The organism is Lacipirellulaceae bacterium (assembly GCA_040218535.1).
GTDB lineage: Bacteria > Planctomycetota > Planctomycetia > Pirellulales > Lacipirellulaceae > Adhaeretor.
The window spans coordinates 1-25,731 of sequence record JAVJRG010000007.1; the positions used below are offsets into that span (position 1 = coordinate 1).

Consider the following 25,731-nt stretch of genomic DNA (forward strand, 5'->3'; position numbering starts at 1 on the left):
CCCCGATCGACTTGCGAATCATAAAAGTCTGCCACTGCCGTATCCTTGAATTCCACACTGGCCCAGTCCGCCTGCTGCTCAACGAGCACGAGGTCTTCGACCAGCAGCAGATCCTCGGCGGAGCTGATCCCAAACCCACCAATCTCCGTCTCTCCCGCATCACGCCAGGCGAGCAACTTGCTCCACGCGTACGGGCTGAAGCGTAAGGTGGGCTTGGTGATGGGAGGCCGCTGATCCGGCAACCGCTTCTTCCGCTTTCGTTGTTTCTGAGATCTCTTCTTTGCCAGTTTCTTTACTGGCTGCTTCTTCTTTAGCTTCTCGGCACGCATCACAGGTTCCTTCTTCAACACAAGAGGTACAAAACGATTGCTCGCAGTCTTCACACGACCGCAGGCAATGACGACAACAGTTGATTTCACAGGCCCAGCAGGAGTCCATGCACTCGTAGCACTGCAGTTCTTCGCAGTCACAGCAGCAACGCGCACAGTCGTAGCAGAGGGCCGTTTCACATGCAGAACAGTCACAGCGGTCATCAGGAGCGGCAATCCCACCACAGTCGAAACAACGCATCCCCTGCCACTCATCGAGTGCCACATAGGCACTGTCCGGGTTGTAGGAGAGCAGCACTTGCTGGACGAGCAGAAAGAAATCAAAGAGCCGACCCTCTTTCAGCGCTGCGTTGATGACGCCTTGTCCTTCCCCTTCGCAGAGCGTTTCGCTGGAGACATGTGGGTGGGTGACTTCGCTATCGGTAGCCGCCGGATTGGGCTGGCTAGCCACGACGTGATAAGAGAGCCCATTGGTGCCAAGCCGCTCCCAGTCGAGAATGATCTCAAACGGGCCCAGTGCGACTTCTTCCAGTTCGATAGGAACGGTTTTCACCGAGATCGTCTGCCGCCTGAGATCGACTGCGACCGAAGCGAACTCTTCGGTCAGTCCGACCAGTTCGCCAATCGCGGTTCTCGCGGTGAGGTGCTCTGCGGGACGAGTCGGCTGCAACTCATCCGCAAATCCTTCGGGGCAGAGTGAATGAGCCATCTGTTCGCGAGCGGCTTGATATCTGCGGTGACAGACCCGTGCGGCCAGTAACCAACCCTGTTGCTGGGCCCGGTGCAATAGCCGCTGCTGTCTCAGGCAGAGATCCCACTGGAAGGTGGGCAGAGCGGGCAAACGCGACAACGCGGCTCCCTGCTGAGAGCGCTCGGCGATTGCGATCGCCGTTTGGATGAACTGGCGGTCGTGGATCATAAGAGTGCTCCTTTCGGTATGGATCCGCCATGAGAGTAAAAGACTGACCGCCCGAGCGAAGTCGGACGGTCAGCGGCAAAGGCTCTTTACCTACGGCACGCCCCTTCGATCTTGCGTGGCGTGATCGACACGCGATCGCCCTCTTGGAGCGCCTGGTCACGGGCTGCCGGCAGGCGATTGACCCGAATGAGATAATCTTCTGAACGGGGATGTTTAACGTGGCGGTGAAAAAGCGTCTCGACGGTCGTTCCGTCAGCGACTTCGACATGATCGGCGAAGCCGGCTCCATCGTTGTTGATTAAGAGGATTTGCAAGGTGGGGTCCTTTCGTGAAAGTTGGTTAATCGATGAAAAGTCAGCTATGTTCAACAGGAAAGCTGACAGGCGAACCGTTGAGCGTCGACTTCGTCCCAATCGAGATACTTCTCCGGTTCGTTCTGATCAGAGACGGGAGGCTCCGGGTCGAAACGCTGATCGAGCGGGTCGGCAAGCGAGAAGCCAAGCTGTTCGATCGTGTCACACGATTCGCCCGTGGCGTTTGCCACGAGACGGTTGATTAGCGTTTGGTGCATGAGAGGATACTCCTCTGGGTTAGGGAGCGCGCAGCAGCGATCGCCACGCGAAACACATGAGAAAAAGCCCCGCCAGAGATGCGGGGCTCACTGAGAGAACCTGCAGGGAGATTGTTTTGACGACAGAACAATCCCTGGAGTACTCTGCGTTAGGCAGACTGGATCAAGTTCGTGCTTTCAGCTATCCACCAGCTGGCGTATTTCCTGCAGCCAGCCGATGAGCTCGTGTTCTGGGTCGGACCGGGCAAGCAGCTTGGGCGTCATCTGGCTAACTGCTTCACTGTTGAGCCAACGCTTGGCACTCTCGATAAGTCTCTTCTGGCTGCGCTGAGATAGTGAGCGCCAGGCGAGCTGAGGGGCCGATTCGGCTAGCCTGGCCTTGGCCAGTGTGACAGCCACATTGGTTTCAGGTTTCATGACCAGCTTGGGGCCACCCGCTCGCTGAATGGCCTTCGGGTGCAGATAGTTCTCTAGGGAGCGACGCGAGGTAATGCGGGCCGTGCAGTTGGGGTGCTGGTCGATGCGAGCGACGACCGTAAGACGATTGAGCGCCTCGGCTCCACACTCTTTGTCGTGGAGATGAAAGCGTGGTTGACCAAGGCGGGCCAGCCGTTCGCCCCAAGCGGCAATATCGCCGGAACCGCCGCCTCCGGTGGGAAAGAATAGAATCTTCCCTACGGCTTCCCAATTAGCAAGGTTGGGGGTCTGCTCGTCTTGCTTGTTCAGAATGGCCGACAGGTTGCTCAAGAAGGCAACGTCGTGGTTTCCTTCGACCACGACGAGCACTGGGTGCCAACGGCCGTCTTGCAGGTTTTTACGATACGTCCCAGTCGATGGGAGTGACTCGGAGTGGCGGTACGCATCCAACTCTCTGTTCGCGCGTTCCATGACGGTATGACTCATGGTGATTCCTCTGTGGGATTTGGGGAGTTCTCTGCCGACTGGTCGTGAGGTAGTTGCTGTGGCGACGGCGCGGATTCAGTTGAGGCCTCTGGAGGCGGCTCGTTCGTCCCTGTCAAAGCCAAGATGTGACAGGACTGCTCAGCAACAAGCAGCTCAAGGGCGTCCAGCTCCACCTCGGTTGCCGTGGGTCTGGCATGCAGCAACTGCCATGTCAGTACCAGCACAAGGACTGCAACAAACACTACGGCAAAACCTTGCCGTGCTCGGTGTCGCTCCCCATCGGCACGGCGCGTCTCGGCCAGTTGGCGACGTTGTGAGTTGAGGTCGGTCCAGCCGTGGGATAACGCCTGGCGTTCCTGCTGGACCTGTTCTTGCAGCTGGGACATCTGGCGGTTCTGATCGGCTTGCCGGTCGGCAGCCTCGGTCGCTACTTGGACCACCCGCTCGTCGCTGCTGCAGCCTGCCAACAAGAGGCTAGTCAGCATAATCAGTCGAATTTTTCGTCGGCTTGTTCTTCGGTTCACGGTACCTCTTGGGTTGAAGTATGAGTTGCAGTAGTCGCTCCAGCGTTCGCCGCAGACGATGCTCGCGAGCTAGAGCAAAACCCAAAACAATCAGCGCCAGCGCAAGGGCCAGCGCAATCAGCTCCGCCATAGCAGTCTCCTGGAGTGATTAAGGCCAGAACTTGGCCAAGAAGTGGCTTTGGGAAAGCTATTCGCTTCCTCAATTAATTATGCCACGGTTTGGGGGCGGATTTAGCAGCCATGATGAACTTCATCCCGGTCATGGTCGCCCGGAGCGAGGGCGGTTCGTGTTTCAATCCGCGCTCCCGCGAGGGGAGCGATCGTGGCTGGGGCGGCGTGAAGACCTTGGCAATGCGTTTCAATCCGCGCTCCCGCGAGGGGAGCGATGTTGCGTTTGGTGCGACCGCTGGAAGGAACGCGAAGTTTCAATCCGCGCTCCCGCGAGGGGAGCGATCTCACAAACTTAGCGAAGTCCACAGCAGGCCCTTTGTTTCAATCCGCGCTCCCGCGAGGGGAGCGATTTCGTAAGGGGGCGAAGTAAAAACTAAGTCGACTGTTTCAATCCGCGCTCCCGCGAGGGGAGCGATGCCAGCGAATGTGGTACTCGTCGCCGAGGTGGTGTTTCAATCCGCGCTCCCGCGAGGGGAGCGATGATCGGGAATCGGCAATCGCCCACCTACGCGAATTGTTTCAATCCGCGCTCCCGCGAGGGGAGCGATATTAGACCATGACCTACCAAACCGACCCCACTTTTGTTTCAATCCGCGCTCCCGCGAGGGGAGCGATCTCAGTTCCGTCCACGTAGAGCCGAAGCTTGGCTGTTTCAATCCGCGCTCCCGCGAGGGGAGCGATAACGAAAGCCACACAACCACAACCAACCATGAGAGTTTCAATCCGCGCTCCCGCGAGGGGAGCGATTTGAGCTATACAATCACCACCGAATTACTCAACAGTTTCAATCCGCGCTCCCGCGAGGGGAGCGATCGAGGCAGTGACGGGCAGCACGAGCAATCGCCAGCAGTTTCAATCCGCGCTCCCGCGAGGGGAGCGATCGGAGCTTGTAGGGTTTGCTTTGTCCGGTATTTGGTTTCAATCCGCGCTCCCGCGAGGGGAGCGATGGCTCTCCGCAAGCACGACCTGCCGACCCCCGTGGTTTCAATCCGCGCTCCCGCGAGGGGAGCGATCAGAGCGCCAAGAGCAACAAATGCAATCCCAATAGTTTCAATCCGCGCTCCCGCGAGGGGAGCGATTGGCGTCGGACCTGAAAGTCTTGCAGGTCAAATACGTTTCAATCCGCGCTCCCGCGAGGGGAGCGATCCTCATCGGGCATTCCGTCGTTGGTTACAATGATGTTTCAATCCGCGCTCCCGCGAGGGGAGCGATGGGAGCAGTTGAAGCAACAGAAACAAAAGCAAGAGGTTTCAATCCGCGCTCCCGCGAGGGGAGCGATGTCGAGCCGGAACGATCTAATTCTAAAACAATAGTTTCAATCCGCGCTCCCGCGAGGGGAGCGATCTGCACGCTGATCGCCAAGGTGTCTTTGTTAATCGTGTTTCAATCCGCGCTCCCGCGAGGGGAGCGATGTCGATGTCGGCCAGTCGGCCCCGTGTGTGATGGTTTCAATCCGCGCTCCCGCGAGGGGAGCGATACCGTAAGAACTGTACCTAGTCGAAGTGCCTGTAGTTTCAATCCGCGCTCCCGCGAGGGGAGCGATACTGAGCAAAGCTAGGCAGGTCATAGTCGGTTTGTTTCAATCCGCGCTCCCGCGAGGGGAGCGATCCCGCCATCGTAAACCTCGTTGAGGTTGGCGGCTAGGATACGTTATTCGCGAACCTGCTGGTGGCGTGCCAAATTGCAGGTATGTGTTGATAGCACACATGAGCTAACTCGCCAAAATAAATGCACTTAAGACAATCGCGAACCCCAGAGGGCACCAGCGTGCGCTGACGGGTCGCGACGGGATGGGCACAGACTAGCAGGTTCTCACGGCTACGCAATCAGCGGGCCGTCGACGTCGTAGCCGGCTTTCGCTCCGACGTGTTCCACGCGGCGTTTCCAGTTCGCGCCAAGGTAGTAGAAACGCAGGCTGTCTTCTTCCGGTTGGATCAGTCCCAGCAGGCGGTCTTTGCATTCGGTCCACTCGGCAGGACTTACCTTCATTTCAAAGACGGAATTCTGCACGCGCTGGCCGTAGTCGAGGCACGTCTTCGCAACACGCGAAAGCCGCTTTCGTCCCGCCTTTGTTTTCGTGGAAACATCGTAAGTGACAAGAACATACATCAGGGCTCGCTCCCAACAGTATTCGTTTCACTTCCAGATCATCGGTGGATATGCGTCAATGTCGTCACGCAGATATCGGGCCAACAGGCGAGCCTGCAAGTGCATCAGCAGGCCGACGGTCACGCGTTCCTGCAAGTACGGGTGAAGGATTTCCTCCTGCTTGCGTTCTTGCCACGCTACCAGCACCTTCTTACGAGTCGCATCGTCCATCGTCACGCCGCCCGTTTCGCCGGTGGTGAATCCCGCGGCGGAGACTTGCCCACGATTCACGAGCGTCAGCATCACCCGATCAGCCAACGCTGGGCGGAACTCTTCCATCAGATCGAGGGCCAAGCTGGGACGTCCGGGTCGGTCGCGATGAAGAAAGCCAACCGCTGCATCAAGGCCGACCGCTTCGCAGGCACTACGCACATCGTGCAGCAGTAATGTGTAGACCAACGAAAGCAACGCGTTGATCGCATCACGTGGAGGGCGACGGCTCCGTTTCGTGAACTGAAACGCCCGGTCGCTACTGCCGACGAGGTCGTTCATCGCCCCGAAATATTGCACGGCCGCTTCCCCTTCGAGTCCACGGACGCGGTCGGCTGAATCGGCGGCCTTCACTTCGACCACGCTCGCACTGAGGCGTTTGGCGACGGCCTGCAAACGCTCAGTCCGCTCCGTATCGCCTGAGTCACGAGCCGTGCGGAGGAGCACGTTGCGGCAGTTCGCGAGTTTGCCAAGCACCACCGAGCGAGCGATTTCGCAAGTGCGTTTCTCGTCGTCCGCGGCACGATACTGAGCTCGCCGCAGCAGGACATTGCCTGGCGAATAACCGACCACCGCAGCCAGGAACTTGCCGTGCAGCGAGTGTAAAGAAATACTCACGCCGGCCTCGGCACAAGCACCCATCAATGCCGGGCTCACACCCACGCGGCCGAAGCAGGCGATGCTTTCGAGATTGTGCAGAGGAATCCGCAGTCGGGTTTCCTTCTCAACCCTCACAACGACGGCTTGCCCATCCTTTGCTAGATAAGCTCCGTCAGTCGTGACGAACAGCGTGTTGAGGTGCGTCTTCATCGCGGTGCTGTGTACACGGAGGGAATGGCTTAGCGGATTGATTGAACGTAAGCAGAAGCAGTTTGGCGACCGGGCGGCGGTGGCAAGCATTTCTCGTAAAGCGAGCAGGTATAGCACTTCTTTTCCCGCACCGCGAAAGGGACTTCACCGCTCGCCATGATTGCATGGAAACGAGCGGCAGCTTGGCGCGTGATTTCGCGCAGCGGAGTATCCAGCGGCACATCCACGCGCCGTCGCATCGTGCCATAGAAAAGCTGCCCATCGTCGATCCGCACGCCGAGCATTTCCTCCAGGCACATTGCCTGAACGCAAAGTTGCACGCGATCGCAATCGTTCTTCTTCGGCTTGCCCCGTTTGTACTCGACGGGCGTGATTTCCCACTGGGTAAGCTCTTCGGGTGTGGCTTGCAGGATGGCCTGGGTGAGCGTACGACCGCGCGGCTTCGTGCCAGCGGGTGGTCGCCACAAAACGACATCGGCGACCCCGGAAAGGCCCAACTCCAGCGACCGCAACGGCAACCCCCGGGTGATGCGCTCGCCATCTCGCGTTTCCGGTTTCCCCTCATGCGCCTTCTTGTGTAAGACGTTCCCTTCGGCAGTGAACCGATTCTCCTCCCAGAGCCGCTCAACGTGAATAAGGGCACACTGCCGCTCACAGAACCGCAGGTGCTGGAGGGCGGAGAGCGGGAGGAGGTTGGACTCGGGGTGGGGCATTGGTGGCTTTCACCCCATTAAAATTTGCGATCAATCGTAATGCCGTCAGGAAGATCACTCTCGTCGATCCTCACTTCGTAGTCGGAAAACTCGCGTGGAGGTTTTCCTTCATCATTGGTCTTCTGGGCCACGCTCACGCGATCAAAAAGTTTGTTCGCGGGGGCATTGCCAAGGGCGTCTTCGTGTTGGAAGCAAATCAGTGCTTGTGGAGCCATTTCGCCGCGGGCTGCTGAGCGATCACTGTCGAACATCTGGGCGAGCGACTTCCAGAAGAGTTCCAGGTCTTCCTCGCCGAAGCCGGTCTTTTCCGCAAGGTGCGGATTGATGAAGCCGTGGGCACGGTAGAGTCCGTAAGGGACGGTGAACTTGCGGCCCATTGTACGATTGCCCCCTTCTTGTTTTTCAGCTTCACGCTCGGTAGTGACCGCACAGCGGGTCACAGCGTGTTCCTGAGAAATGATCGGGTCAATACTCTGGGCCAAAGTAAACTGGATAGGACCGCGAACCTGACCGCAGTTGACATCGGTGGTCATGACCGCACCGAAGCTGCGGACATCGTAAAAATTTTGGCACATCCAAGCGGTTAGCTCTTGATCTTCCTGTGCCTTCTTCTCACCCTTCGATTTTCGCTTTTTGGGGTCAAGCTTCAATGCTTCGTAGGCTAAAGCATGCTGGTTGTTGAGGATCGCTTTTTCTTGCACATAAATCTGATGCCCCTCGGAACCATCCTTGGCCAGCGCAACGAAATTACGCACCTTGCGTTTTAGGCAAACGTCTGTCACTAAGCCATGCCCAGTTTCCGGGTCAACACGAGGGAGGTTTCCGGCATCGGGGTCGCCGTTAGGATTGCCGTTCTTGACGTCGAAGAGATAAACAAAGTCTACGCGGGGAATCATTGTGAAAGGCCTTCGCTATTTGTGGTGAACGAGTGTATCGAGAATGAGATCATCGCTGAAAGTTATTCTGCGGTTGCAGCTTCTGGTTCGTCTTTCGACTTCCTTGTGAAGATTTCCTGACGTTGATGGTAGTAACCAATGGCGAACTGCCCTTGCTCTTTCATGGGTAAATGGGTTGGAAAGTCGTCGATCCGACCGGCGATTTCTTGAATCCGCTTTTCGTGGTAAGTCTTCGCCCCTTTTTCAAGCTTGCCAAGATGATGTTGGTTCATCCGAATTAAGCGAGGGAAAACGCTCGCAGGCGTCGAGGAAGCAGAACTGAAATAGCGGTCCTTGATCGTGGCATTGATGCCCGGCAGGGCATCTTCTTGCGATTTTTCCAGCGCGGCGAATAGTCTGCCGAGGTGATAGGCCATGTCGGGTCGGTCGGGGTCGAGGCTCACGGGTAGCTCCAATTCGTAGTTACGGTTGAGGCAGGCTTTGATCGCTGCTGCGCGGATGAAACGCACTTCTCGGTCAGCCTTGATCCGTCGCAGCAGAGAAGAGTAGAAAAGATGTGGGTACTTTCCACCAGTGATGATGGCTCTCAACAAAGCCCCTTCCAGCAAGTCGGGGATGTCTTTCGCATCGCGGACCGTCTCACGAAGCAATCTCCACATCGGAGGGTGGGGTAAGTCTTTTAGGCCGCGAGCGATTTCGAGGTTCTGAAAATGCAGAGCGAGGTTGTTCGTCAAGTCTTGGATTGTACTACGCCACCAGAAGCGGACAGAAATGCGAGCAGCGTTGGGTGCTAGTCCAAGGATGTAAAACTCGGTGTCCGGCTCGCCAAATTCTCCTGGAAACTTGCCTCGAGAGATTTTTTCTAGGATCGCGCCGATTCGATTCGCAAGTTCTTCGTCCTCGGCAGCACTGGAAGGATCAAGGGCGAATGGGAGGAGCTGCTCGACGGCACTAGGCTTGTCTGTCCAAAAGACTACCGAGGTGTCGCCGAGGCGGATGCATTGCTCGCTGGCGAGCAATCGGTTAAGGGCGACGCAGTACTGAAAAGCAACTTGCTCGTTGACTGCCGCATTCGAGCCGCCATCTTTGCCATAGGACTCATAGGCTTTGTCATTGAAGGACACCAGCAACGCGCCAGCCGACTGCCCGCCCCAGACACCTTTGATTTTCGGTTCGTGCAGACGAGCAACAGGACCAACTTTGCCACTGACAAGGCATTGAGCAATCGTGTCCTCATCTTTTACTTCGGCTTCTTCGATCTGCTTATTCCACCACTTCGTGATTGGAGGACTCTCGTGAACATATTGTTTTTTCGATCGCAACTTGAAGACGCCGAAGCCCGTTTTCACTTCAGTCAGGATCCGAGTCTTTTCGTCGTTGCCGACGATCTCAGGGTTCCAGGTTTCTAGAAAGGTGCATACGGCAGAGAATTCAGGCGAGTCGATTTCCTCTTTCAAAGCCAAGTGCTTGTCGCGGAACGCCTCAAATGCTTCTTTGGTCCGCTCAGGCTTGTTATCATCAGGTTTGTAACCCAATGCATAGGAAGAATTGTCCCACAGGAAGCAGGGATTGATGCCCGAGCCAGAAGGCTTTGCGCTACCCAGCACGATGAGCGACTGATTCTTCAGCTTCCCTTTTTCGTCGGGTTTTCGGGCGTCTTGGATTTCAAACAGCGTGCCATCTTCTTCCAGCACGACGATGAATGAAATCTGCTGACGGCTATACCCGTACGCAGCGATATCACAATCAAGATCGGCAGCCAGTCGTTCGTAGTAATCGTTGAGCGCGTGGAGCAGCATTACTCAGCCTCCGCAGGCGAGGGGAGCGGAGGGACTTCAATCACGCCGTTCTTCATTTTCGCCTTGAAGAAGCGGGCTTCGACACAACGCTTCTCCCCGGTGTGGCCGTCGATCAGGTCAAACGCTCGCCCCTCTGGCTTGCTGTAAACCATGTCGTGTAGCATGTAGCCGAGGTCCTCTTCGCCGACGAGTTGCGACTCGGGGATTGGGGCTTCAACCCAATCGAATTCGCAAGCGAATTCCCGCGTGCCCAGATAGGGGCGGTGAAAACATTGCCCATTTTCTGCACGGCGTTTGAACATGTTGTAATGCTTGGCGACCGGTTCGCTGTCATCGAGTAGCTCGAAGCGTGCCTCAATGACGTAGGCAACGTCACGCAAAATGGTGGCGGCTCGCTGTTGGCGATCGTCTTCGACGACAATCGAGAGTGGCTTACTGGTTTCGCCCTTCTCAGCTTGTTTCATCGCAGTTTTCGCGTTCCGTTCAGACGCCTTGCTGGCAACTTCGTTTCGGCGCAGGTTGGTAAACACCGGCGGCTTCAGCACATGTAGCCGCTCGATCACCCAACGAACTTGTGGCTTCCAATAGATCGCTTCGAGGATACCGCGAGCCGCCGAGGGCGTGATGACGTCGTACGAGAGACGTTCCACCTTGGCTTCAGGGCGAGTGAAACAGGCGTAATCGCCCCAGACTTTGAGTCGGATGGGAGAAGGTTTGCTCATAAGGAATCACACTACCAGACTTTCAGGTTCGCGCCAGCCAGGGCGGTCTAGCATTAGCCCGAGCTGATGGTCGTAGAGGCTGTCGTTCGTAAGGATTGCGTAGCCGTGATCGGTTAGCTCGACGTCGCCGGCAGCGATGAGTTGCTTGTAGATCTGTTCGTAGACGGATACGGAGTAGCGTTGCAACTGCCGAAGCAGCTTACGAGAAGGTCCAGCATGTCGTAACTGCTTGATTAGTCGAGATCCGAGGGTACCATAGGACACGTAAACCGTTTCGCCTTGGTCGGCGATCATGCGGAACCGCTCAGCAGCGGTTTTGAAGTTGTAGGCGAAGCCGCCAAGCTCTTCTGGGAAGCAGGCCATCACTTGCTTATCATCCCAGCGATGAGCGCCCGCCTGGTTCCAATAGTGGAGATCGAAATACTGTTGTATCGCGGCCGGGTCGAGCGGGTCGGCATATTCAGGGAGGACTTCTCGCGTGGTCGCAGCGGTGGCGCCGAGGTAGCCTTTCACCTGGCAGTCGCTGGGGTCAAAAAGGTAAACCTTCCCGGTGGAGCGGAGCCCCTCGCGATTACAACGCCCGGCGGCTTGGGCCACGGAATCCAGCCCGGCCATCGAGCGAAACACCACCGGGAAATCAACATCGACACCCGCTTCAATGAGTTGTGTCGAAATGACACGGCATGGCAGATTGTTTTTCAATCGGTCGCGAATGATCTCAATCAGTTCGCCCCGGTGCTGACCGCAGAGAAGCGTACTAAGGTGAAACAGTGAGGGATTGTCTTCGTCATTTTCCCTCAGGGCGGCAAACAGCTTGGCCGCATGGGGCCGCGTATTGACGATGCACAGGAACGATTCCTCTCGTTCCAGTCGTGCCACGAGTTGCTCGTTAGTGACCGAGCCAATTCGCTCAACCTCGACACGCCGCATCCGCTCGTAGAGCTGCGTCGGCTCTGGAATCATCTCACGTACGTCTTCCAGGCCAATCTTGAAGTCATCGTTCTTTGTAATGGCAGGCTGCGTTGCCGTGCAGAGAACTACCGTACAGCGGTAGTTGGTCACGAGCTCGCGCAGCGCTTCGATACAAGGACGGAGCAACTCAACCGGCAGCGTTTGTGCTTCGTCCAGCACGATGACACTACCAGCCAGGTTGTGGAGCTTACGGCAACGGGAGGTGCGGTTGGCAAACATGGATTCGAAAAGCTGGACGTTCGTCGTTACCACAAGCGGTGCGTCCCAATTTTCTGCTATCAGGCGGTTGCGGTACGTTTCTTTCTCAGGGTCGAGATTGGAATGATGCTCAAGCACGCTATCCTCTCCCAAACTTTGCAGGGCACCACGGAATGTCTGAGCCGTTTGTTCGATGATGCTGGTGAAGGGTATGGCGTAGATCACACGCGACAGCCCATGTTCAATCGCGTGCTTCAGCGCAAACTGCAAGGACGAGAGCGTCTTGCCGCCCCCGGTTGGTACCGTCAAGGAAAAGAAGCCAGGGACGCTACTTGCCGCGTCTTTGCAAGCTAACAAAACCTCCCGGCGGCACTCATTAACCTCGCTGTTGACAGCCCCCGAGGCAAGTCGCGCGAGATGCCCTTCGAGTGCCACGGCTATGTCACTGAGTCGGATGGATTTTTGCGGTCGCTGCTGCGACCTCTCGGGGCTCATGAAGCCTTCCGTGCACAGAAAGTCTGCATCGACCAAGCAAGAGAACAGCATCCGCGTAAAGAAAGCGAGCTGGAAGGAAGCCCTCCTGCGATCAGGGCCTATGTTGTAGCCCTGGAGACTCAGCTCAGGGCACGACAGAAGTCGCGGGGGCGCAGAGCTCCAATCACAGATTTCCTTCTTGAGTCGTTTCTGGTCAAGATCCAAGGTATCGGCCAGCCCCGAATGATGCCCGGCAATGACGTAAGCAAGTAGTCGCCCAAATTGCCCAGCTGCGGTCATCGCATGCTGCGCTCCTGCGGTCGAGTGATCGACGCGACCGGCGTACTGCTCGAGGTGAGCCTCGAAGCCATTCTCTTTGTCGAGGTACGCTTGGAACTCCGGCGAGTATTTTCCTAAGTCGTGCCATCGTCCAGCGATTGCGCCCCAGTCGCGTGCTTTGAGAGGCTTCGCGAATCGTGCGGCCAACTGTGCAACTTCGTTGAGATGAGTTTCCAGCAGTTCCCACCGGTCATGGTCGTGGCCTTTGAGGCTATGTGCGTAGTACTTGTGAGTTGACACAATTTGTTGCTAGCGCGTGATCGATGAAGGGCGAAGAAAGCAAAGACGCAAAGGTCAAACGGACTCTGAAACGATAGCAAGCTGCTCATGGTCGCCTAGACCGCCATTCTTTTTTTCCAGCTTTGAGATGTTGAGAAGCTTTATCTCTTTTGCAGGACTTGGTTTGTGTCAGTTCTCCAGTTTGTTTGTTTTCGGCACGACCGGATCTCCGGTCATGCCGAAGACAAACTTAGAGTGACTTTAAACGAAGGCATTTTGCCAAACGTCGAATGTCGATTCCGCCCGTCTCTTCGCGATCGTGTCGGTGCGTCGCAAACGATTTCTAGTGCTATGTCTAATTCGCTGATAGCTAAAAAAGCCCACCACCCTGGGCTGGAGGGTCCAGCCCAGGTCATTGGACTTGCGATCTCACCCCTGCCCACCTGTTTTATTTTGGGCATCCCTGCGTTTTTGATTGATCTCTTTGCGTCGCGCCCGCCCATCAGGAACTGGTAGCCCGCGATCCTGGTGGTATTTGACGACGGCTTCGCGCACGACTGCGAGGCCGATGTTGAGCTCCTTGCCGATTTCATGGACTAAGTGGTCTTGGTTGAAAAGTGCCATGATCTCCTTGGCGAGGCGTGTTGCTTTCGTGTTTTTTTCCAAGCGACCTCGCAGCGATCGACCGTCTGGGACTGGAAGGTTGCGAGAGGTATGCCAGTAGGCGAATGCTTTGCTGTAGAGCTTCTTGCTGATTTCGAGCGAACTTTGAATTTCCTTAGCTGGCACACCCTTATCAAACATTTCCTTGACTTGGTCAGCAAGCTCAATATGTCTGGTGCACGGCGGATCCTTGAAGTCGATCTTGAACGTTTCGGATAACTCGCTATCGTTCGAGGACTCTGTACGGTAGCCAATCGCCGAAGCGACATTGTCGAGTTTAATGCGAAATTCTCCACGCAAATGATGGCGTTTCCTTCCCTCTCTCCGTACTTCGAATACTGTAATTCTGCCATCAATCACCTTTCGAAGAGCATGAGCAGCAGATGTCGGGTCGTCACGTAGTAGGTTGTCCAGCTCCGAAAGCTTCGACACGAGCCAATCTTTGGTAGGGGCCGCAGGACGGCTATCTTTTTGGGTCTTTAGAGTGCGAATTTCAAGTTGGAGGTCCCGCCTTTCACTCTGTCTCTTTTTAAGCCGCTCATTGACATCACTACTGGGATTGGTTTCGTAAAGATCCAGTAGATTAGATATACCTCGGTCTACTTCCTTCATTTGATCCTCAAGCGTCTTGAGTCTTGCCGGAGATTCCTGCTCAATCTTGTTCCAACATGCCAAGGTTGCTTGGAATAAGAATTCGATCCAGCGCTCATCAGCTAGGATACGGTGACTGATCGCATCCAGAATCATTTTTTCAGCAAGCTCACGCCGCAGGGTCGTTCGGCAGCTGCAAACCCCATCACGATATCCTTTGCAATGCATGTAACTGCTTGATGGCCCACCCACATGCAGTAGTTGACCCTTCTCACCGGCTTCTTCACGCTGCTGCAAGCAATCGCCACATTGGACAAGACCTTGAAGAAGGTGTCGCGGATTCGCATGGCTCGATTTGGGAGTAGCTCCCTTCCATACACCGTTCTCTTTTCGACTGCCAGCATACAAGTCACTATTGTGAGCGATTCGGTCTTGTGCAGACCGAAAAACACCCACATCGACGATGGTTAGGTGTGGCATCTGCCGTACGATAATCCCTTCGTCGTTACTCTCACGGTCTACTTTGATCTTTCTTCTCGTCAAGGGATCCCGAACCGTCTTGGTTTTCCCCCATACCCAAATCCCCACATATTTCGGGTTTTTCAAAATGCCCATAACACCTGTGGTACTCCAATTCCGTGATTGTGCATGTCGTCCTTTTGGAGCCTTTAGTCGATTAAGTTCTCGCACAATCCAACGGCAAGATTTTCTTTCTACGGCGAACCAATGAAATATCTTGCGAACCCATTTCGCCTGCTCTGCATTGATGACGTACTCCTTTAGAGGCTTGGCGTTCTTGCAAGTCCTCTGTACTGCTGGATCGGAGGCTTCAACGGTGTCGTAGCCATAACAGTGATCTCCAACAGCAAATCCTGCTTTCGCAGTGCCTCTAAGGCCCCTCAAAACCTGTTTCCGGAGGATTTCTAGATACTGTTCATTAAGGAAGCCATTGATAAGAGCTGGCAATTTCCACGGGGTACCAGATGCTGTATCTATGTTGTCATCGATAGCGATGACGCGAATCTGTCGAGCCTCGACCAGCTCGCTCAACGTGTTTAGAGATTGCATTAGGTCACGAGATAGCCGAGAGAGGCTTTCGAAGATCAAAACGTTTATCTCGCCAGCACGGGCGGCTTGCATCATAGCGTCGAAGCCTGCCCGATCTGGCGAAGCCCCTGACGTGCCTTTGTCGAAAAATTGGTAGCGTGGATCGACTTGCAACCCTTCTCGGCGAGCACATTCATTACACTTATCCTGCTGATCAATGATGCTCCTCTCATCTTGCATCGCCGTTGAAAACCTTGAGTAGGTGGCCACCCCTGTTGACGGCCCCATTCCATTGTCACCAGGCAATGTAGTGGCAGCGGCGAGACCTGAGAGCAGCAGCGCGACGATCAAGAGTTTGTCCCTGTTTTGTCCCTGTTTGCTACCTCCATAACCAGAAACAACCGGTAATGATCGGGGAAGACCAGAAACGCTTAACTCTAAAGCTTCCAGTGACTTGCATCGCAAGTGCTGCTCGGGAAGAGAGTTAGCTAAATGGTAGCCGGAGAGTCCCTTGCCCTCCGCTCCGCACCTAGTGGCTACCGCAAACGCTCATATTTAAGCCGTTTGCGAAGCTGCTTTCGATTGACACAGTCGACTGAGTCAATACTGTGCCAATCAGTGGGCTCGGCAATCAAGTTCTTGCCTCAGGACCACTGGGTCCGGCATCCTCCTCATCGTTGTTGTCCCCGGCTTCGTCAACGGAACGTCCGTTGTTCCTACCGAGGAAATCTAAGTGATTCATCTGACGTTTCGCTTCTTCGTCGTGCAGGTGGTAATAATGCTTGATCATTTCGCTGTCTGCGTGTCCGAGCCACTGCATCACGATTCGTTCAGGGACGCCGCTATTTGCACATTTTGAACAGAAGTAGTGTCGGAAGCTATGAAAGCGACCATCTTTGAAGCTGAGTTCACCGTCATGAGATGGAAACTTCTCCGAGAGTGGTTCGATGACATCCCTTACGAAGATGCGTCGCGCGGTATCGGGCTTAAACGCTCCGCCACGCGGGCCATTGAATATGTTCCTCCCTTTTCTTTTCTTCGTCTTAAGTACCTTCGACAGCTCAGGGTAGAGAGGAAGCGAACGACTACGACCGCTCTTGGTTTGCCTTCGTTCGTCGCGTTCACCAGCAGCATGCCCTGATTCGTCATGGAGCTTTAACTGACCTTTCTCGAAATCGATATCTGACCACCGCAATGATCCAAGTTCCGAAATTCTGAAACCTGTGCAGGCTAGGGTGACGATGATGTCGCGTAGCCAGTGCAACTCCTCCGATTTCGAGCAACGCTCAATCATTGCGCTGACTTCATCAACCGTGTAGCAGTATCCGTGCTGACTCTCTACTTTTCGGAGTTTCAGTTTAATCGGCTCCACCCCCGCCAGCTGGCCATCCTCAATGAGCCAGCGAACGCACCCTGAAAGTGTCACGAGTTCGTTTCGAATCGACTTACTGGCGTAACCCTTGCTCTCTAGGTGGGCTGCGTATCCATAGAGCTCTTTTTCGGTGACGCGGTTCCATGTTGCAATTTGGTTAGCCTCCGCAAACTCAACGAACTTATCGAAGACTGTTCGGTATCGCTTACGCGTCGACTTCTTGACACCTCCAGCGACACGCGGTCGTGCAAGATGCTGCTCGTAAGCTGTGCGACCTTCGCTCAATGTAAGTAGCTTGACGTTTCCATCCTTGCGTTTTCTTCTCTGGATTAGCCCCAGTTCTTCTGCCTGCTTCGTGTCCAGATGCGGTAGCAAACGCAATGCTTCCTGCTTATCCTTCGTTCCCAGCGAGTGCCTCCCGGCGTTTACCGAATTCGATCGACCATCGGCGTACCATACTCCATTTCGTTGGTGTAGCTTCCAGATGAAATGTAAGCATCGTACTTGCTCATTTTTCCTCTGTCTTGGCATATGTTACCTTCTTTTAGTTGAGGCTATCTTGTCCACTGCGGGCTTGGCCCTGACAGCTTGGACGATATAGGGGTCGTTATTTGGCAGTGGGCTGATGTTTGCGGTTGTATTGACCGCTTACTGCTACAGGGGTTTGTAGCTGGGCTAAAGCAGGCTAGCTCAGACTTGGGGATCCGAATTGCATGCCCTTTGCCGCCCGGTTGATACATGGCGATACTTCCGTCTGCTAGACGCCGTCGGACCGTTGCTATTGATAGGTTGGATGCGATTGCATACCCCGCTGGCGTCAACCAGTTGACCTCCTCGTTGGAAGGGTCATGAGCGGGCTTCTCTTGAGCCGAGTCAACTTCTCTGCCTTCGCTTTTTCCTGGCATCTGCTCAATCCAATGTCACTGTTTCAGCACGCCGCAAAGGCTGCTTAAGTTCGGTTGGATTTAATCATGCAGATCCAGCAAGGTCGCACACGAGGAGCTGACTGGGAGTTCACTGGGAATTCAGACTCAGTGGGCAGCAAGACGTGAAGTGGCTTGCACGCAGCTGCTGGGCAGATTCTTGGAAAACTTCCAAGCGAGAAGCGTGTTGATTACGCGAGATAGCGGGAAGCGGATCCTCGACCAAGCGATTCAATCAGAGCTAGGTCGAGAATTGGTAGGCAGATCGAATTCGAGAAGCGGCAGGATGATAGAGTGGCGGCGAGCCGCTAGGCTACTGCTTTGCCGATGAGAGATAAACAACGCGGAAAGCCTTGTCAGCAATGCTTACGAGTCAGACAGTTCCCAAAAAATTTTCTGGCCACCCCCTGCAGCGTGAAACTTAAGACCGCTTAGCTTACCGTTCAGGGATCGCAAGGTTTCGTATAATTGCTCCACGCCGAGTGTCAGCGGATTTTCGATACTCTTTGGCCAGAATTGTGCCTGAAAAGCATCCAGGACTTGCTGAATGTTAGTAGGGTTCTCGTTTATCCTAACCGTCCGAATCACTTCGTCGCGCAGCCGAAGCTCACCCCGCGCTGAATCCCACACTGGCTTTGGGGAGGCATTAGCCTTGCCAGAGTCTCTAATTCCGATCTCTCGCCTGAGCCAAGCAGCCCGGTTGGCAGATATGAGATCGACACCTTCGGCAATATCGATCACGGCCGATTCTAACGATCCGGCGCGAACGTATTCCCACATGCCCAGAACGCCACGGCTACGATAGGTACTATCAAAGTCGTTACCAAAAACCTGTTTTTCATGTTCCGACAGGAGTCGTTCCCATACTCGCCATGCTATTGCTGAGCCACCTAAACGCGAATAGGTTTCGGCCAGCGTCTCGCCGACCTTGCGGGGAATCTCTCTGCCATCTGTTGTCAGCAATGTTGGAGAATTGCTATCGGTTCCTTCCGATCTAATCATGATAATTACTCAGGCTCAAGTCGAAGTTAAATGGTAGTAATTCGATCTCTCTCAATTTATCCGTAAACCCTCGCCCATTTCAAATGCAGATAATCCAAGCGCATTTCTCTGGAGAAAAAACATGACGTTGCGTACGATGGTCGATGTAATAAACGATGTCAAAGCTAAGCGCCTCAGCGTATATTTATGCCACGAACTGGCATTCAATTTAGGGATACATGATCGGCAAATACTTTTATCTTCCGGGACATCATCGGTGCTTTTTGGCACCCCGAGCTAGTATGCAGAGGCTTGCCGAAATAGCGTGATTCGATATAAGTCATTGAAAGCTAGTGGCTTAAGGCATGACAGCGTAAAGAAGGTTTTGCTACGGTGCTCTTCCGAGGACCATCGCTATACCTTGGTCGCAGTTTCAGCCTTTATGATCTAAACGGGAGGTCTACCCAACTTGGTGTCCCAAACGGTAGCAGCCGACTATGGTAACTCAGGCCCCCAAGCCTTCATTGGCAGTTGTGATTACTGCTTTGGCTTGCCGGTCTTTTCGCCGTGGGACCTGACACACCCCATTTTGCATCAGGACAGCGCTGTGTCTCCGAGATTATGGTCGCAGCTTCGGGTAATAAGAACTTTTGGACCGCGCGGCGAGGCATCCCTCAGCCAGCTAATTCGTCGCTTTCGATTTGCGGACAATCTTATTCATTTCCAGGCTCGTTTTCAACATTTTAGAATTTAGCTAGACCGATTATCAGCAAGGAGCGACCCCCAAATTATCGAAGAGAGATGCAAGCAGGACGGTGGCGCCGCGAAAAGCGCACCGGTAAGATTAAGAAGCTGGACGATTCGTGGCCTCAACAGCGTGATGCGGACTCTAGTGTATCCGGCTGGCAGGACGTCCTTCACGGCATCTGGGCGTTAACCGATGCTGTGTCGCCTACTTGTTGGCTAAGGCTTTCTCGAACCAGCCTGAAACACTGTTCTTTCGAGTCTTGCGTTCCGGATCAGAATTCAATACCAGCACATCCGTAACGCGAGTTCCTTCAGAGGCAGTCTGCGGGGTGAGGGAAACGTTTTCGCTTGACCGGCCAGTTGGGCGGCCGTGAGGATGATCACCGAGGTAGCCACTGCTGTACTCGGCTCCTCCCGGCTTAGCTGCGGAGGTGTCGTCGCCGTGAGCAGACCGCTGCGTCTAACGCAATAAGCTTAGCTGCTGAAACTGGTCCAACCGCTAGCTGGAAGACACTAATCGAACTGCAATAGGTCTAGTTGCCGCATCAAAGAGGCGAAACTCAGGGCAGGACTAAGGAACATTCCTACGATTCCAATTCCTTGTCACTGATGTGGACCTCACACAAATCCTCAACGAAGTGAACAACGTCGGCAAGCATTCACTGTCAGACAGGCCCACGATTCAATAACCCTTACCGGCGAAAACTGATCCCACCCATTGGAGTGGCGATCGGATTTTCGACGATTCCAGCGGAGATTTTGATCTTCGACGCAAATCAGCAGAACTCATCGAGGCCGGTCCCGATTCTACACGAACCACTGGGGAGTGATTGACAGAGTAAGAAATAGGCAAGTAACCATCGCGACAAGAGCCGAACCTGGCACGAGATTCAGCGAGATTTAAGTTCAAACGATAACGATTGGGCATTGTCGTTTGGGATTTCTAGCATGATTCTCGATGCTCGGTTATACCGGGGATGGATTAGTTCTCGAGTCTCCTCCGTCTTTGACCTTCCCCCCATTTCCTGGTCCATGCGGAATGTGAGATGTTTTAGTATCTTGCATTTTCGAAGGAGGACCTTGAGCCATGAAACGGAAGCGTTACACGGAAGAGCAGATTGCGTTTGCTCTTCGGCAGCATGAAGCGGGAACGTCGGTTGCGGATATCGTCCGTAAGATGGGGATTTCGGAACAGACCTTCTATCGGTGGAAGAAGAAGTTCGACGGACTCGGTGTTGCTGAGCTTCGTCGGTTGAAGCAACTAGAAGAAGAGAACCGCAAGCTGAAGCAGCTAGTTGCAGATCTCAGCTTGGATAAGAAGATGCTGCAGGATGTCGTCTCGGGAAAGCTCTAAAGCCCGATCGTCGCCGAGTCCTGGTGAAAAAGCTGCAAGTTGGATACCAGGTAAGCGAGCGTCGAGCATGTTGTGTGCTCGGCCATTCGCGTAGCACGCAGCGTTACCAGAGCACTCGAGAGGATCGGGCAGCACTGAGAATTCGAATTCGCGACTTGGCAGCCGTACTGCAGGCCTTGGAAGTAAGCGAATCGACACTCGATCGCTGGCGCAAGCAGTACGGCGGGATGAAGGCTGAGGAAGCGGTTCGCCTGAAGAAGTTGGAAGACGAGAACAAGCGATTGAAGGAGATCGTGGCCGACCAGCAACTGGACATCAAAGCACTCAAGTTTATCGCGGAGGGAAACTGGTGAGCCCTGCTCGGAAGCGTGAGGCCGTGTGCAAGTTGCAATCGCAACTTGACCTGTCCGAACGCAGGGCCTATCGAGTCCTCGATCAGCCACGTAGTTGTCAGCGTTGCGAGGCGCGTCCACGCAGCGATGAAGCGAACTTGGTCAGGCGCATGTTGGAGTTGGTGCGCGGCAGGCCTCGCTTTGGCTATCGCCGCATCGCGGCACTGTTGCGTGCCGAAGGCTTGCGGGCGAGCGACTCGCGGATCCTTCGGCTCTGGAAACAGGAGGGGCTGAAAGTGCCTCAGAAGAAGCGAAAACGGAGGCGTTTGTGCAGCAGTGAGAACGGTTGTCATCGGCGTCGGGCAGAACACAAAGACCACGTGTGGGCGTGGGACTTCGTATTTGATCAGACCACTGGCGGAAGCCAACTGAAGTGGCTTTCGATCGTCGACGAGTGCACGCGAGAGAACTTAGCGCTGAAGTGCGACCGGAGCATCACCAGTGAGGATGTCATTGACACGTTGGCCGATCTGTTTGCCATGCGAGGCGTGCCGTGGCACATTCGCAGCGACAATGGACCCGAGTTCGTGGCGAAGGCCATCCAGCGATGGCTGAAGCAGCTAGAGATCGAAGCATGGTACATCGAGCCCGGCAGCCCTTGGGAGAACGGCTACGCCGAGAGTTTTCACAGTCGGTTCCGCGACGAGTTTTTGGCCCTTGAGGAGTTCGAGAGCCTGGCCGCCGCGAGGAAGCTGACGACGGCTTGGAGAGAGGATTACAACCAATATCGACCGCACAGCTCGCTGGGGTACGTTGCCCCCTCAGAGTTCGCGGCTCGCTGCAGTTCTTCCGTTCGGCCTACGGCCTCACTCAAGAACTGCAGCGACGTGACCCAGCCCCCGACCTTCATAACGGATGGTACAGATTTTCCATGCTGGTCACTACCACTATTCTCGAAAGGGAGCCTGACGCTCACAATGCTCTGTAATGCGATGACGCAACTTCAAGTAAATATCGTAGGTGCGGCGTGTCCAAAGTCCTGTTAGATGTGCCTTATCAGTAGTTGTTGAATCTGAAGAAAAAGCCCGAACCAATTCACTGAATTTAGCGGCACTGATTGGTAAACTCTTGTAGTACCTGTTTACCCGATGTTTCATAGAACGAAGTTTATTTCGCTACGCCCTCAGCGTCCTAAGACCCCAAAAAATATCTAGAAGCGGTTTCAGGATATCAGCCGCAACACGATATCATCCGGTTTTCACGGCAACCGTGTGCTAACGCCCGGCGGCTGATGGATTATTGGAAAAAGCTTTTAGTTTCACGAAAGTAAGAGAATAATCAGCAAACCCCAATATTACTCAAGGTGCGTTTTTCGCCACGTTCGCTTTACTGAAACTAGCCTCGAGCTGCGTCCGTAAGTCGGAGATTACTTGCTTCATGTTGGGCTCTTTGGCGAGATTGTTGTTCTCAGCAGGATCCTCTTGTTGATCGAACAACATCTCACCAATGACTTGACCTTTGCCATTGTCGTCACGGAAGAGCGTGTAGCGATAACGATTTGTGCGAATGGTATCGCCAATCTTAAATCGACCGATTGCCGCTTCACGATGACTTTTGCTCGTATCCTTTAACAAACCAACTGCACTTTGCCCAACCAATTCGGTGGGTGTATCTAGTCCACTGAGCTCGCACAGCGTGGGAAAAATGTCCGTAAATTCGGTAATGGATTGGGTTGCCTGGCCCGGCTTGAAACCTGCTAGCGTGGGCGCGGAGATCATCAACGGGGTTCTCATCGAGGTCTCAAAGCAACAATGCTTACACCACATCCCGTGCTCGCCCAAATTCCAACCATGGTCGCCTAACAGCACGATAATTGTGTTTTCCGCCTCTCCGCTCGCTTCTAGGGTATCTAGTAGTTTCGCGATTTGTGCGTCCGTGAAGCTTACGCAAGCCCGATAGGCAGCGATAAGTTGCTTGGCGACTTCGGGAGATACCGAGCCGGTTTCTGGCATGCCCGCGTAGCTGCGAAGTTCCCCCCAGTTCGAAAAAGCGAACTCAGGCGCATCACAAGTTCGTATGAAGTTATCAGGCAACCTCATGTCGCGAGCTTGGTAGTGCTGCCAATATTCTTCGGGAGCGACAAATGGGAGATGCGGTTTGAAAAAACCAGTAGCGAGGAAGAAAGGCTTTGAACCCTTGGAGAGTCGCTCGATTGATTGGCAAGCCGCCTCGGCAATTTTTCCATCGGCTAATTCATTGTCGGCGACGTTTGCCAATTCCCAAGCAGGACCGTTGTTTTTCCAATCGCCGCTTGCTTGGCGTACTTCATAAATAGCCTTGCTTTCAGGCTCGGTGTAACCGGGCCACTCATAAAAAGACTTGCCCTCGGTCCACCCGTTGGCAGAGTCTTCCGGGAAGTGAAAGACTTTTCCATAGAACGCCGTGTGATAGCCATTCTTCAAGAAATGTTCATTAAGGGTGACGGCCTCAGGGGCATCGCGTTCGGCCCAAGTGTCGTAGTCGATGAACCGTGTTGGCGTGCAACGCAGCCCTGTCATGACCGACGCGCGTGACGCACCGCAGACGGAGATGTTGCAATAGGCACGGTCAAACCGTACGGAACGTTCGGCCAACCGGTCGAGTCCTGGCGTGTGCATCGCTTCGACGCCGTAGGCGGCAATTTCGGGGCGCAGATCGTCGACCCAAATCATCAAGACATTGGGCTGTTGCTCTGCTTGTGAGCTACTGACAGGCGCGAGAAAAGCTGCAGAAAAAAGAATGATGAAACGACGTATACACGACGGCTTTATGAGTTTATTCACGTAGACAATTGCTCATTGAGGAAAAGTTAATTCTAAGTGACTTGACCATGCCAGCGGGAACGCTTGATTCTGCAGATGGTGATAAATGCGACGAGCATCACGAGTGTCTGTGGCTCCGGTACGCCTGTAAGTTGACCAATCGGGAGCGAAGAACCGTAGTCACTCTTCCACTCGTGAAGATTGCTTTGCAGTGGTGAGTCGTCACGTTGCCAGGCAAGAAAATCTTGTCCATCGACATCTGTGTCTTGGTCAAAGTCGGCGAGAACGTCTACCTCGACTGTATGACGTGCAGCACGGCCATCGTTGTCCCAGACTACAAGCGTGACTTGATGCATCCCCGCTCTCTCGAAGTTTTGCGTTGGCGCCAGGTCGAGGACGGGCACACCTTCATCGAAGTCCCAGAGAATATCATCGGGCATTGTGCTGTTATCGTCCGAGTAAGCCATGCCGAAATCGATTGGACTTCCGACTGACACGATTGAATCGCTGAGAATCATCGCCAGCGGGGCCGTGTTGTCGAAGCCAGTGTCAGTTGGTGTAGCCTCTGAACCGCCGTTGTTTTCAACCGTGTTGTTCGAGTCAAAATGAACCGAAGGAAAAACTTTTGTGCCGTGGAAGGCGTCGCCGGTATTTTGAGTGACAACATTCTCGTAGAAGACGAGTTCGCTGTGATTGCTGCCACCGATTCGGAAGGCATGACCGTTATTACCTGAGACTTCATTCGCTTCAAAAACAATCTCGCGTACGCCCTCGTCTAATCCTGGTCCGCCGCTTAGCAGACGAACCCCCGCATAGGTGAATGAGGGGTCGTCGGATGTCGCTTGGGAGTTGATAAATTTGTTGTCGTAGAAGTAGAGGCGATGCACGGGCGTTCCCGCATTCGCATGGATTTGTGCGTTGCGACCACTACCCTCAGAGAAGGTATTACGTCCCAGGAAGACGCGTTCTACGGTCTCGTTATTGTTGGCGACGACCAGAAGACTCATCCTCGCACCAGGCCCGACGAAGTTATCAGTAAAAATGTTGTCATCTCCACTCGCTAGTTCGAGCCCAGCGGTTTCAATTTCAGTTCGATAAGCTGGCGTAATAATCTTGTTGCGACGAACTGCTGTCTTACTCGCGCTCGCCATACTAATCCAGCGATCGACTTGGTTGTCTTCAACGACCGAGTTGCTGCTGCCACCAAATAGTTCAATGCTGAGGCCATCGCCTGCCCATTGAACACTCGTAGGGCCGTCGTAAAGTCCCGAATCAATGACCGTGTTACGTTGGACAACCATGTTGGATGAATGAGCGAAATGGATACCGGTCCGACCGACGTCTTGGATCAGATTGTTGACTACCTTGTTGCTCGGGGAATTGTTTCCCCGAATGGCCGTACCACGGATAGCATCGACGCCAATGTTGCGTATCTCATTCCCCTCGATCAGTGAATTGGAAACACCGCTGGCGAAACGGATGCCCGAGTTCGATCCTCCCGAGAAATCCGTTTGTACCTGAGTAATATCGCGTACTCGCATGTTGCGAATGACATGTCCCGAAGTGTTTTGGAGAAGGATGCCATTCATGGCCCGTGCTGGACTCGTTCCGTTGCTTTGGGTACCCGTCCCGTCGACAGTGAAATTCTCCAAAGTCACATTGTTTCGCGACGAGCCATCGATACGAATCACTTCCGAAGTTGTCGAACTTCCCATGTACTCAAGCGTTGAGAGATCGCGACCGAGGCCACTGATTGTAATTCCCGTTGTCGGGAACACAGGACCGCTGAGGTGGAACGTGCCCTCGGGAATAATAACACGGTCCCCTGGTGAGGCTGCAAAGATGGCCGTCTGAATGGCAGTGCGATCATCTCCGCCGCCACTGGTGGCACCGAAGTCAGTGATGACAAAGTCAGCCGCGTTAGCCATGCCAGCTATTCGGCTGACAACGAATGCTGTAATCAGGCAGTGAGCTAACTTTTTGGTAGCTGTTTGCGCAAACAA

The 25,731-nt window shown here is 54.3% G+C and carries 19 protein-coding genes, 2 pseudogenes and 1 CRISPR repeat array; of the genes and pseudogenes, 3 read left to right on the plus strand and 18 right to left on the minus strand.

Features of this window, described 5'->3' with window-relative positions:
* Positions 1-159 precede the first annotated feature (159 nt).
* The 16 genes from RIB44_09195 to RIB44_09270 all read right to left on the minus strand — a co-directional run bounded on the left by RIB44_09195 (position 160) and on the right by RIB44_09270 (position 18,515).
* Positions 160-1,248 carry a hypothetical protein gene (locus RIB44_09195; GenBank protein ID MEQ8616756.1) on the minus strand — a complete coding sequence of 363 codons (1,089 nt, stop codon included), beginning with the start codon at positions 1,246-1,248 and terminating at the stop codon, positions 160-162.
* Between the two features lie 86 nt (positions 1,249-1,334).
* Positions 1,335-1,562 carry a molybdopterin converting factor gene (locus tag RIB44_09200; GenBank protein MEQ8616757.1) on the minus strand — a complete coding sequence of 76 codons (228 nt, stop codon included), beginning with the start codon at positions 1,560-1,562 and terminating at the stop codon, positions 1,335-1,337.
* A 50-nt stretch (positions 1,563-1,612) separates the two neighbouring features.
* Positions 1,613-1,819 (minus strand): hypothetical protein, encoded by a 207-nt coding sequence (locus tag RIB44_09205; protein MEQ8616758.1) that lies wholly within the window; start codon positions 1,817-1,819, stop codon positions 1,613-1,615.
* Between the two features lie 177 nt (positions 1,820-1,996).
* Complete coding sequence (locus tag RIB44_09210; protein ID MEQ8616759.1) at positions 1,997-2,722, minus strand: ATP-dependent endonuclease; 726 nt, start codon at positions 2,720-2,722, stop codon at positions 1,997-1,999.
* Positions 2,719-3,207, minus strand: coding sequence for a hypothetical protein (locus RIB44_09215; protein ID MEQ8616760.1), 489 nt, complete (start codon positions 3,205-3,207; stop codon positions 2,719-2,721). The genes RIB44_09210 and RIB44_09215 overlap by 4 nt, the downstream gene beginning before the upstream one ends.
* Positions 3,197-3,376: a hypothetical protein gene (locus RIB44_09220; protein ID MEQ8616761.1), complete on the minus strand. Its 180-nt coding sequence runs from the start codon at positions 3,374-3,376 to the stop codon at positions 3,197-3,199. Before RIB44_09220 ends, RIB44_09215 begins: the two co-directional genes overlap by 11 nt.
* A 159-nt stretch (positions 3,377-3,535) precedes the next feature.
* Positions 3,536-5,025: a CRISPR direct-repeat array (repeat unit 32 nt; unit sequence GTTTCAATCCGCGCTCCCGCGAGGGGAGCGAT).
* A 210-nt stretch (positions 5,026-5,235) separates the two neighbouring features.
* Positions 5,236-5,526 carry a CRISPR-associated endonuclease Cas2 gene (cas2, locus tag RIB44_09225; GenBank protein MEQ8616762.1) on the minus strand — a complete coding sequence of 97 codons (291 nt, stop codon included), beginning with the start codon at positions 5,524-5,526 and terminating at the stop codon, positions 5,236-5,238.
* A 27-nt stretch (positions 5,527-5,553) separates the two neighbouring features.
* Positions 5,554-6,585 (minus strand): type I-C CRISPR-associated endonuclease Cas1c, encoded by a 1,032-nt coding sequence (gene cas1c, locus RIB44_09230; GenBank protein MEQ8616763.1) that lies wholly within the window; start codon positions 6,583-6,585, stop codon positions 5,554-5,556.
* A 29-nt stretch (positions 6,586-6,614) separates the two neighbouring features.
* Complete coding sequence (gene cas4, locus RIB44_09235) at positions 6,615-7,298, minus strand: CRISPR-associated protein Cas4 (protein ID MEQ8616764.1); 684 nt, start codon at positions 7,296-7,298, stop codon at positions 6,615-6,617.
* Between the two features lie 17 nt (positions 7,299-7,315).
* Positions 7,316-8,194 (minus strand): type I-C CRISPR-associated protein Cas7/Csd2, encoded by an 879-nt coding sequence (cas7c, locus tag RIB44_09240; GenBank protein MEQ8616765.1) that lies wholly within the window; start codon positions 8,192-8,194, stop codon positions 7,316-7,318.
* A 62-nt stretch (positions 8,195-8,256) separates the two neighbouring features.
* The gene (gene cas8c, locus RIB44_09245) at positions 8,257-9,993 is read right to left on the minus strand and encodes a type I-C CRISPR-associated protein Cas8c/Csd1 (GenBank protein MEQ8616766.1); all 1,737 of its coding nucleotides are present in this window, start codon (positions 9,991-9,993) and stop codon (positions 8,257-8,259) included.
* Complete coding sequence (gene cas5c / locus RIB44_09250) at positions 9,993-10,715, minus strand: type I-C CRISPR-associated protein Cas5c (protein ID MEQ8616767.1); 723 nt, start codon at positions 10,713-10,715, stop codon at positions 9,993-9,995. Before cas5c ends, cas8c begins: the two co-directional genes overlap by 1 nt.
* A gap of 6 nt (positions 10,716-10,721) precedes the next feature.
* A complete protein-coding gene (cas3, locus tag RIB44_09255) occupies positions 10,722-12,938 on the minus strand; it encodes a CRISPR-associated helicase Cas3' (GenBank protein ID MEQ8616768.1) in 2,217 nt (738 codons plus the stop codon).
* Between the two features lie 408 nt (positions 12,939-13,346).
* Positions 13,347-15,569, minus strand: coding sequence for a recombinase family protein (locus RIB44_09260; GenBank protein MEQ8616769.1), 2,223 nt, complete (start codon positions 15,567-15,569; stop codon positions 13,347-13,349).
* Between the two features lie 280 nt (positions 15,570-15,849).
* Complete coding sequence (locus tag RIB44_09265; GenBank protein ID MEQ8616770.1) at positions 15,850-16,965, minus strand: site-specific integrase; 1,116 nt, start codon at positions 16,963-16,965, stop codon at positions 15,850-15,852.
* Between the two features lie 914 nt (positions 16,966-17,879).
* Entirely contained in the window at positions 17,880-18,515 is a 636-nt protein-coding gene (locus RIB44_09270) for a hypothetical protein (protein ID MEQ8616771.1), read from the minus strand.
* A gap of 1,813 nt (positions 18,516-20,328) precedes the next feature.
* Between RIB44_09270 and RIB44_09275 the strand changes: the two are divergent.
* From RIB44_09275 to RIB44_09285, 3 genes and pseudogenes are all read left to right on the plus strand, one after another.
* Positions 20,329-20,666: pseudogene (locus RIB44_09275) on the plus strand (transposase).
* A gap of 93 nt (positions 20,667-20,759) precedes the next feature.
* Positions 20,760-20,939: pseudogene (locus tag RIB44_09280) on the plus strand (transposase).
* A gap of 5 nt (positions 20,940-20,944) precedes the next feature.
* The gene (locus RIB44_09285) at positions 20,945-21,973 is read left to right on the plus strand and encodes an IS3 family transposase (protein MEQ8616772.1); all 1,029 of its coding nucleotides are present in this window, start codon (positions 20,945-20,947) and stop codon (positions 21,971-21,973) included.
* A 312-nt stretch (positions 21,974-22,285) separates the two neighbouring features.
* Here the strand turns inward: RIB44_09285 and RIB44_09290 are convergent, their stop codons facing one another.
* The gene (locus RIB44_09290) at positions 22,286-23,638 is read right to left on the minus strand and encodes a sulfatase (GenBank protein MEQ8616773.1); all 1,353 of its coding nucleotides are present in this window, start codon (positions 23,636-23,638) and stop codon (positions 22,286-22,288) included.
* 143 nt (positions 23,639-23,781) lie between these two features.
* Positions 23,782-25,656, minus strand: a complete 1,875-nt coding sequence (locus RIB44_09295) for a right-handed parallel beta-helix repeat-containing protein (GenBank protein ID MEQ8616774.1) — start codon at positions 25,654-25,656, stop codon at positions 23,782-23,784.
* Between the last annotated feature and the right edge of the window lie 75 nt (positions 25,657-25,731).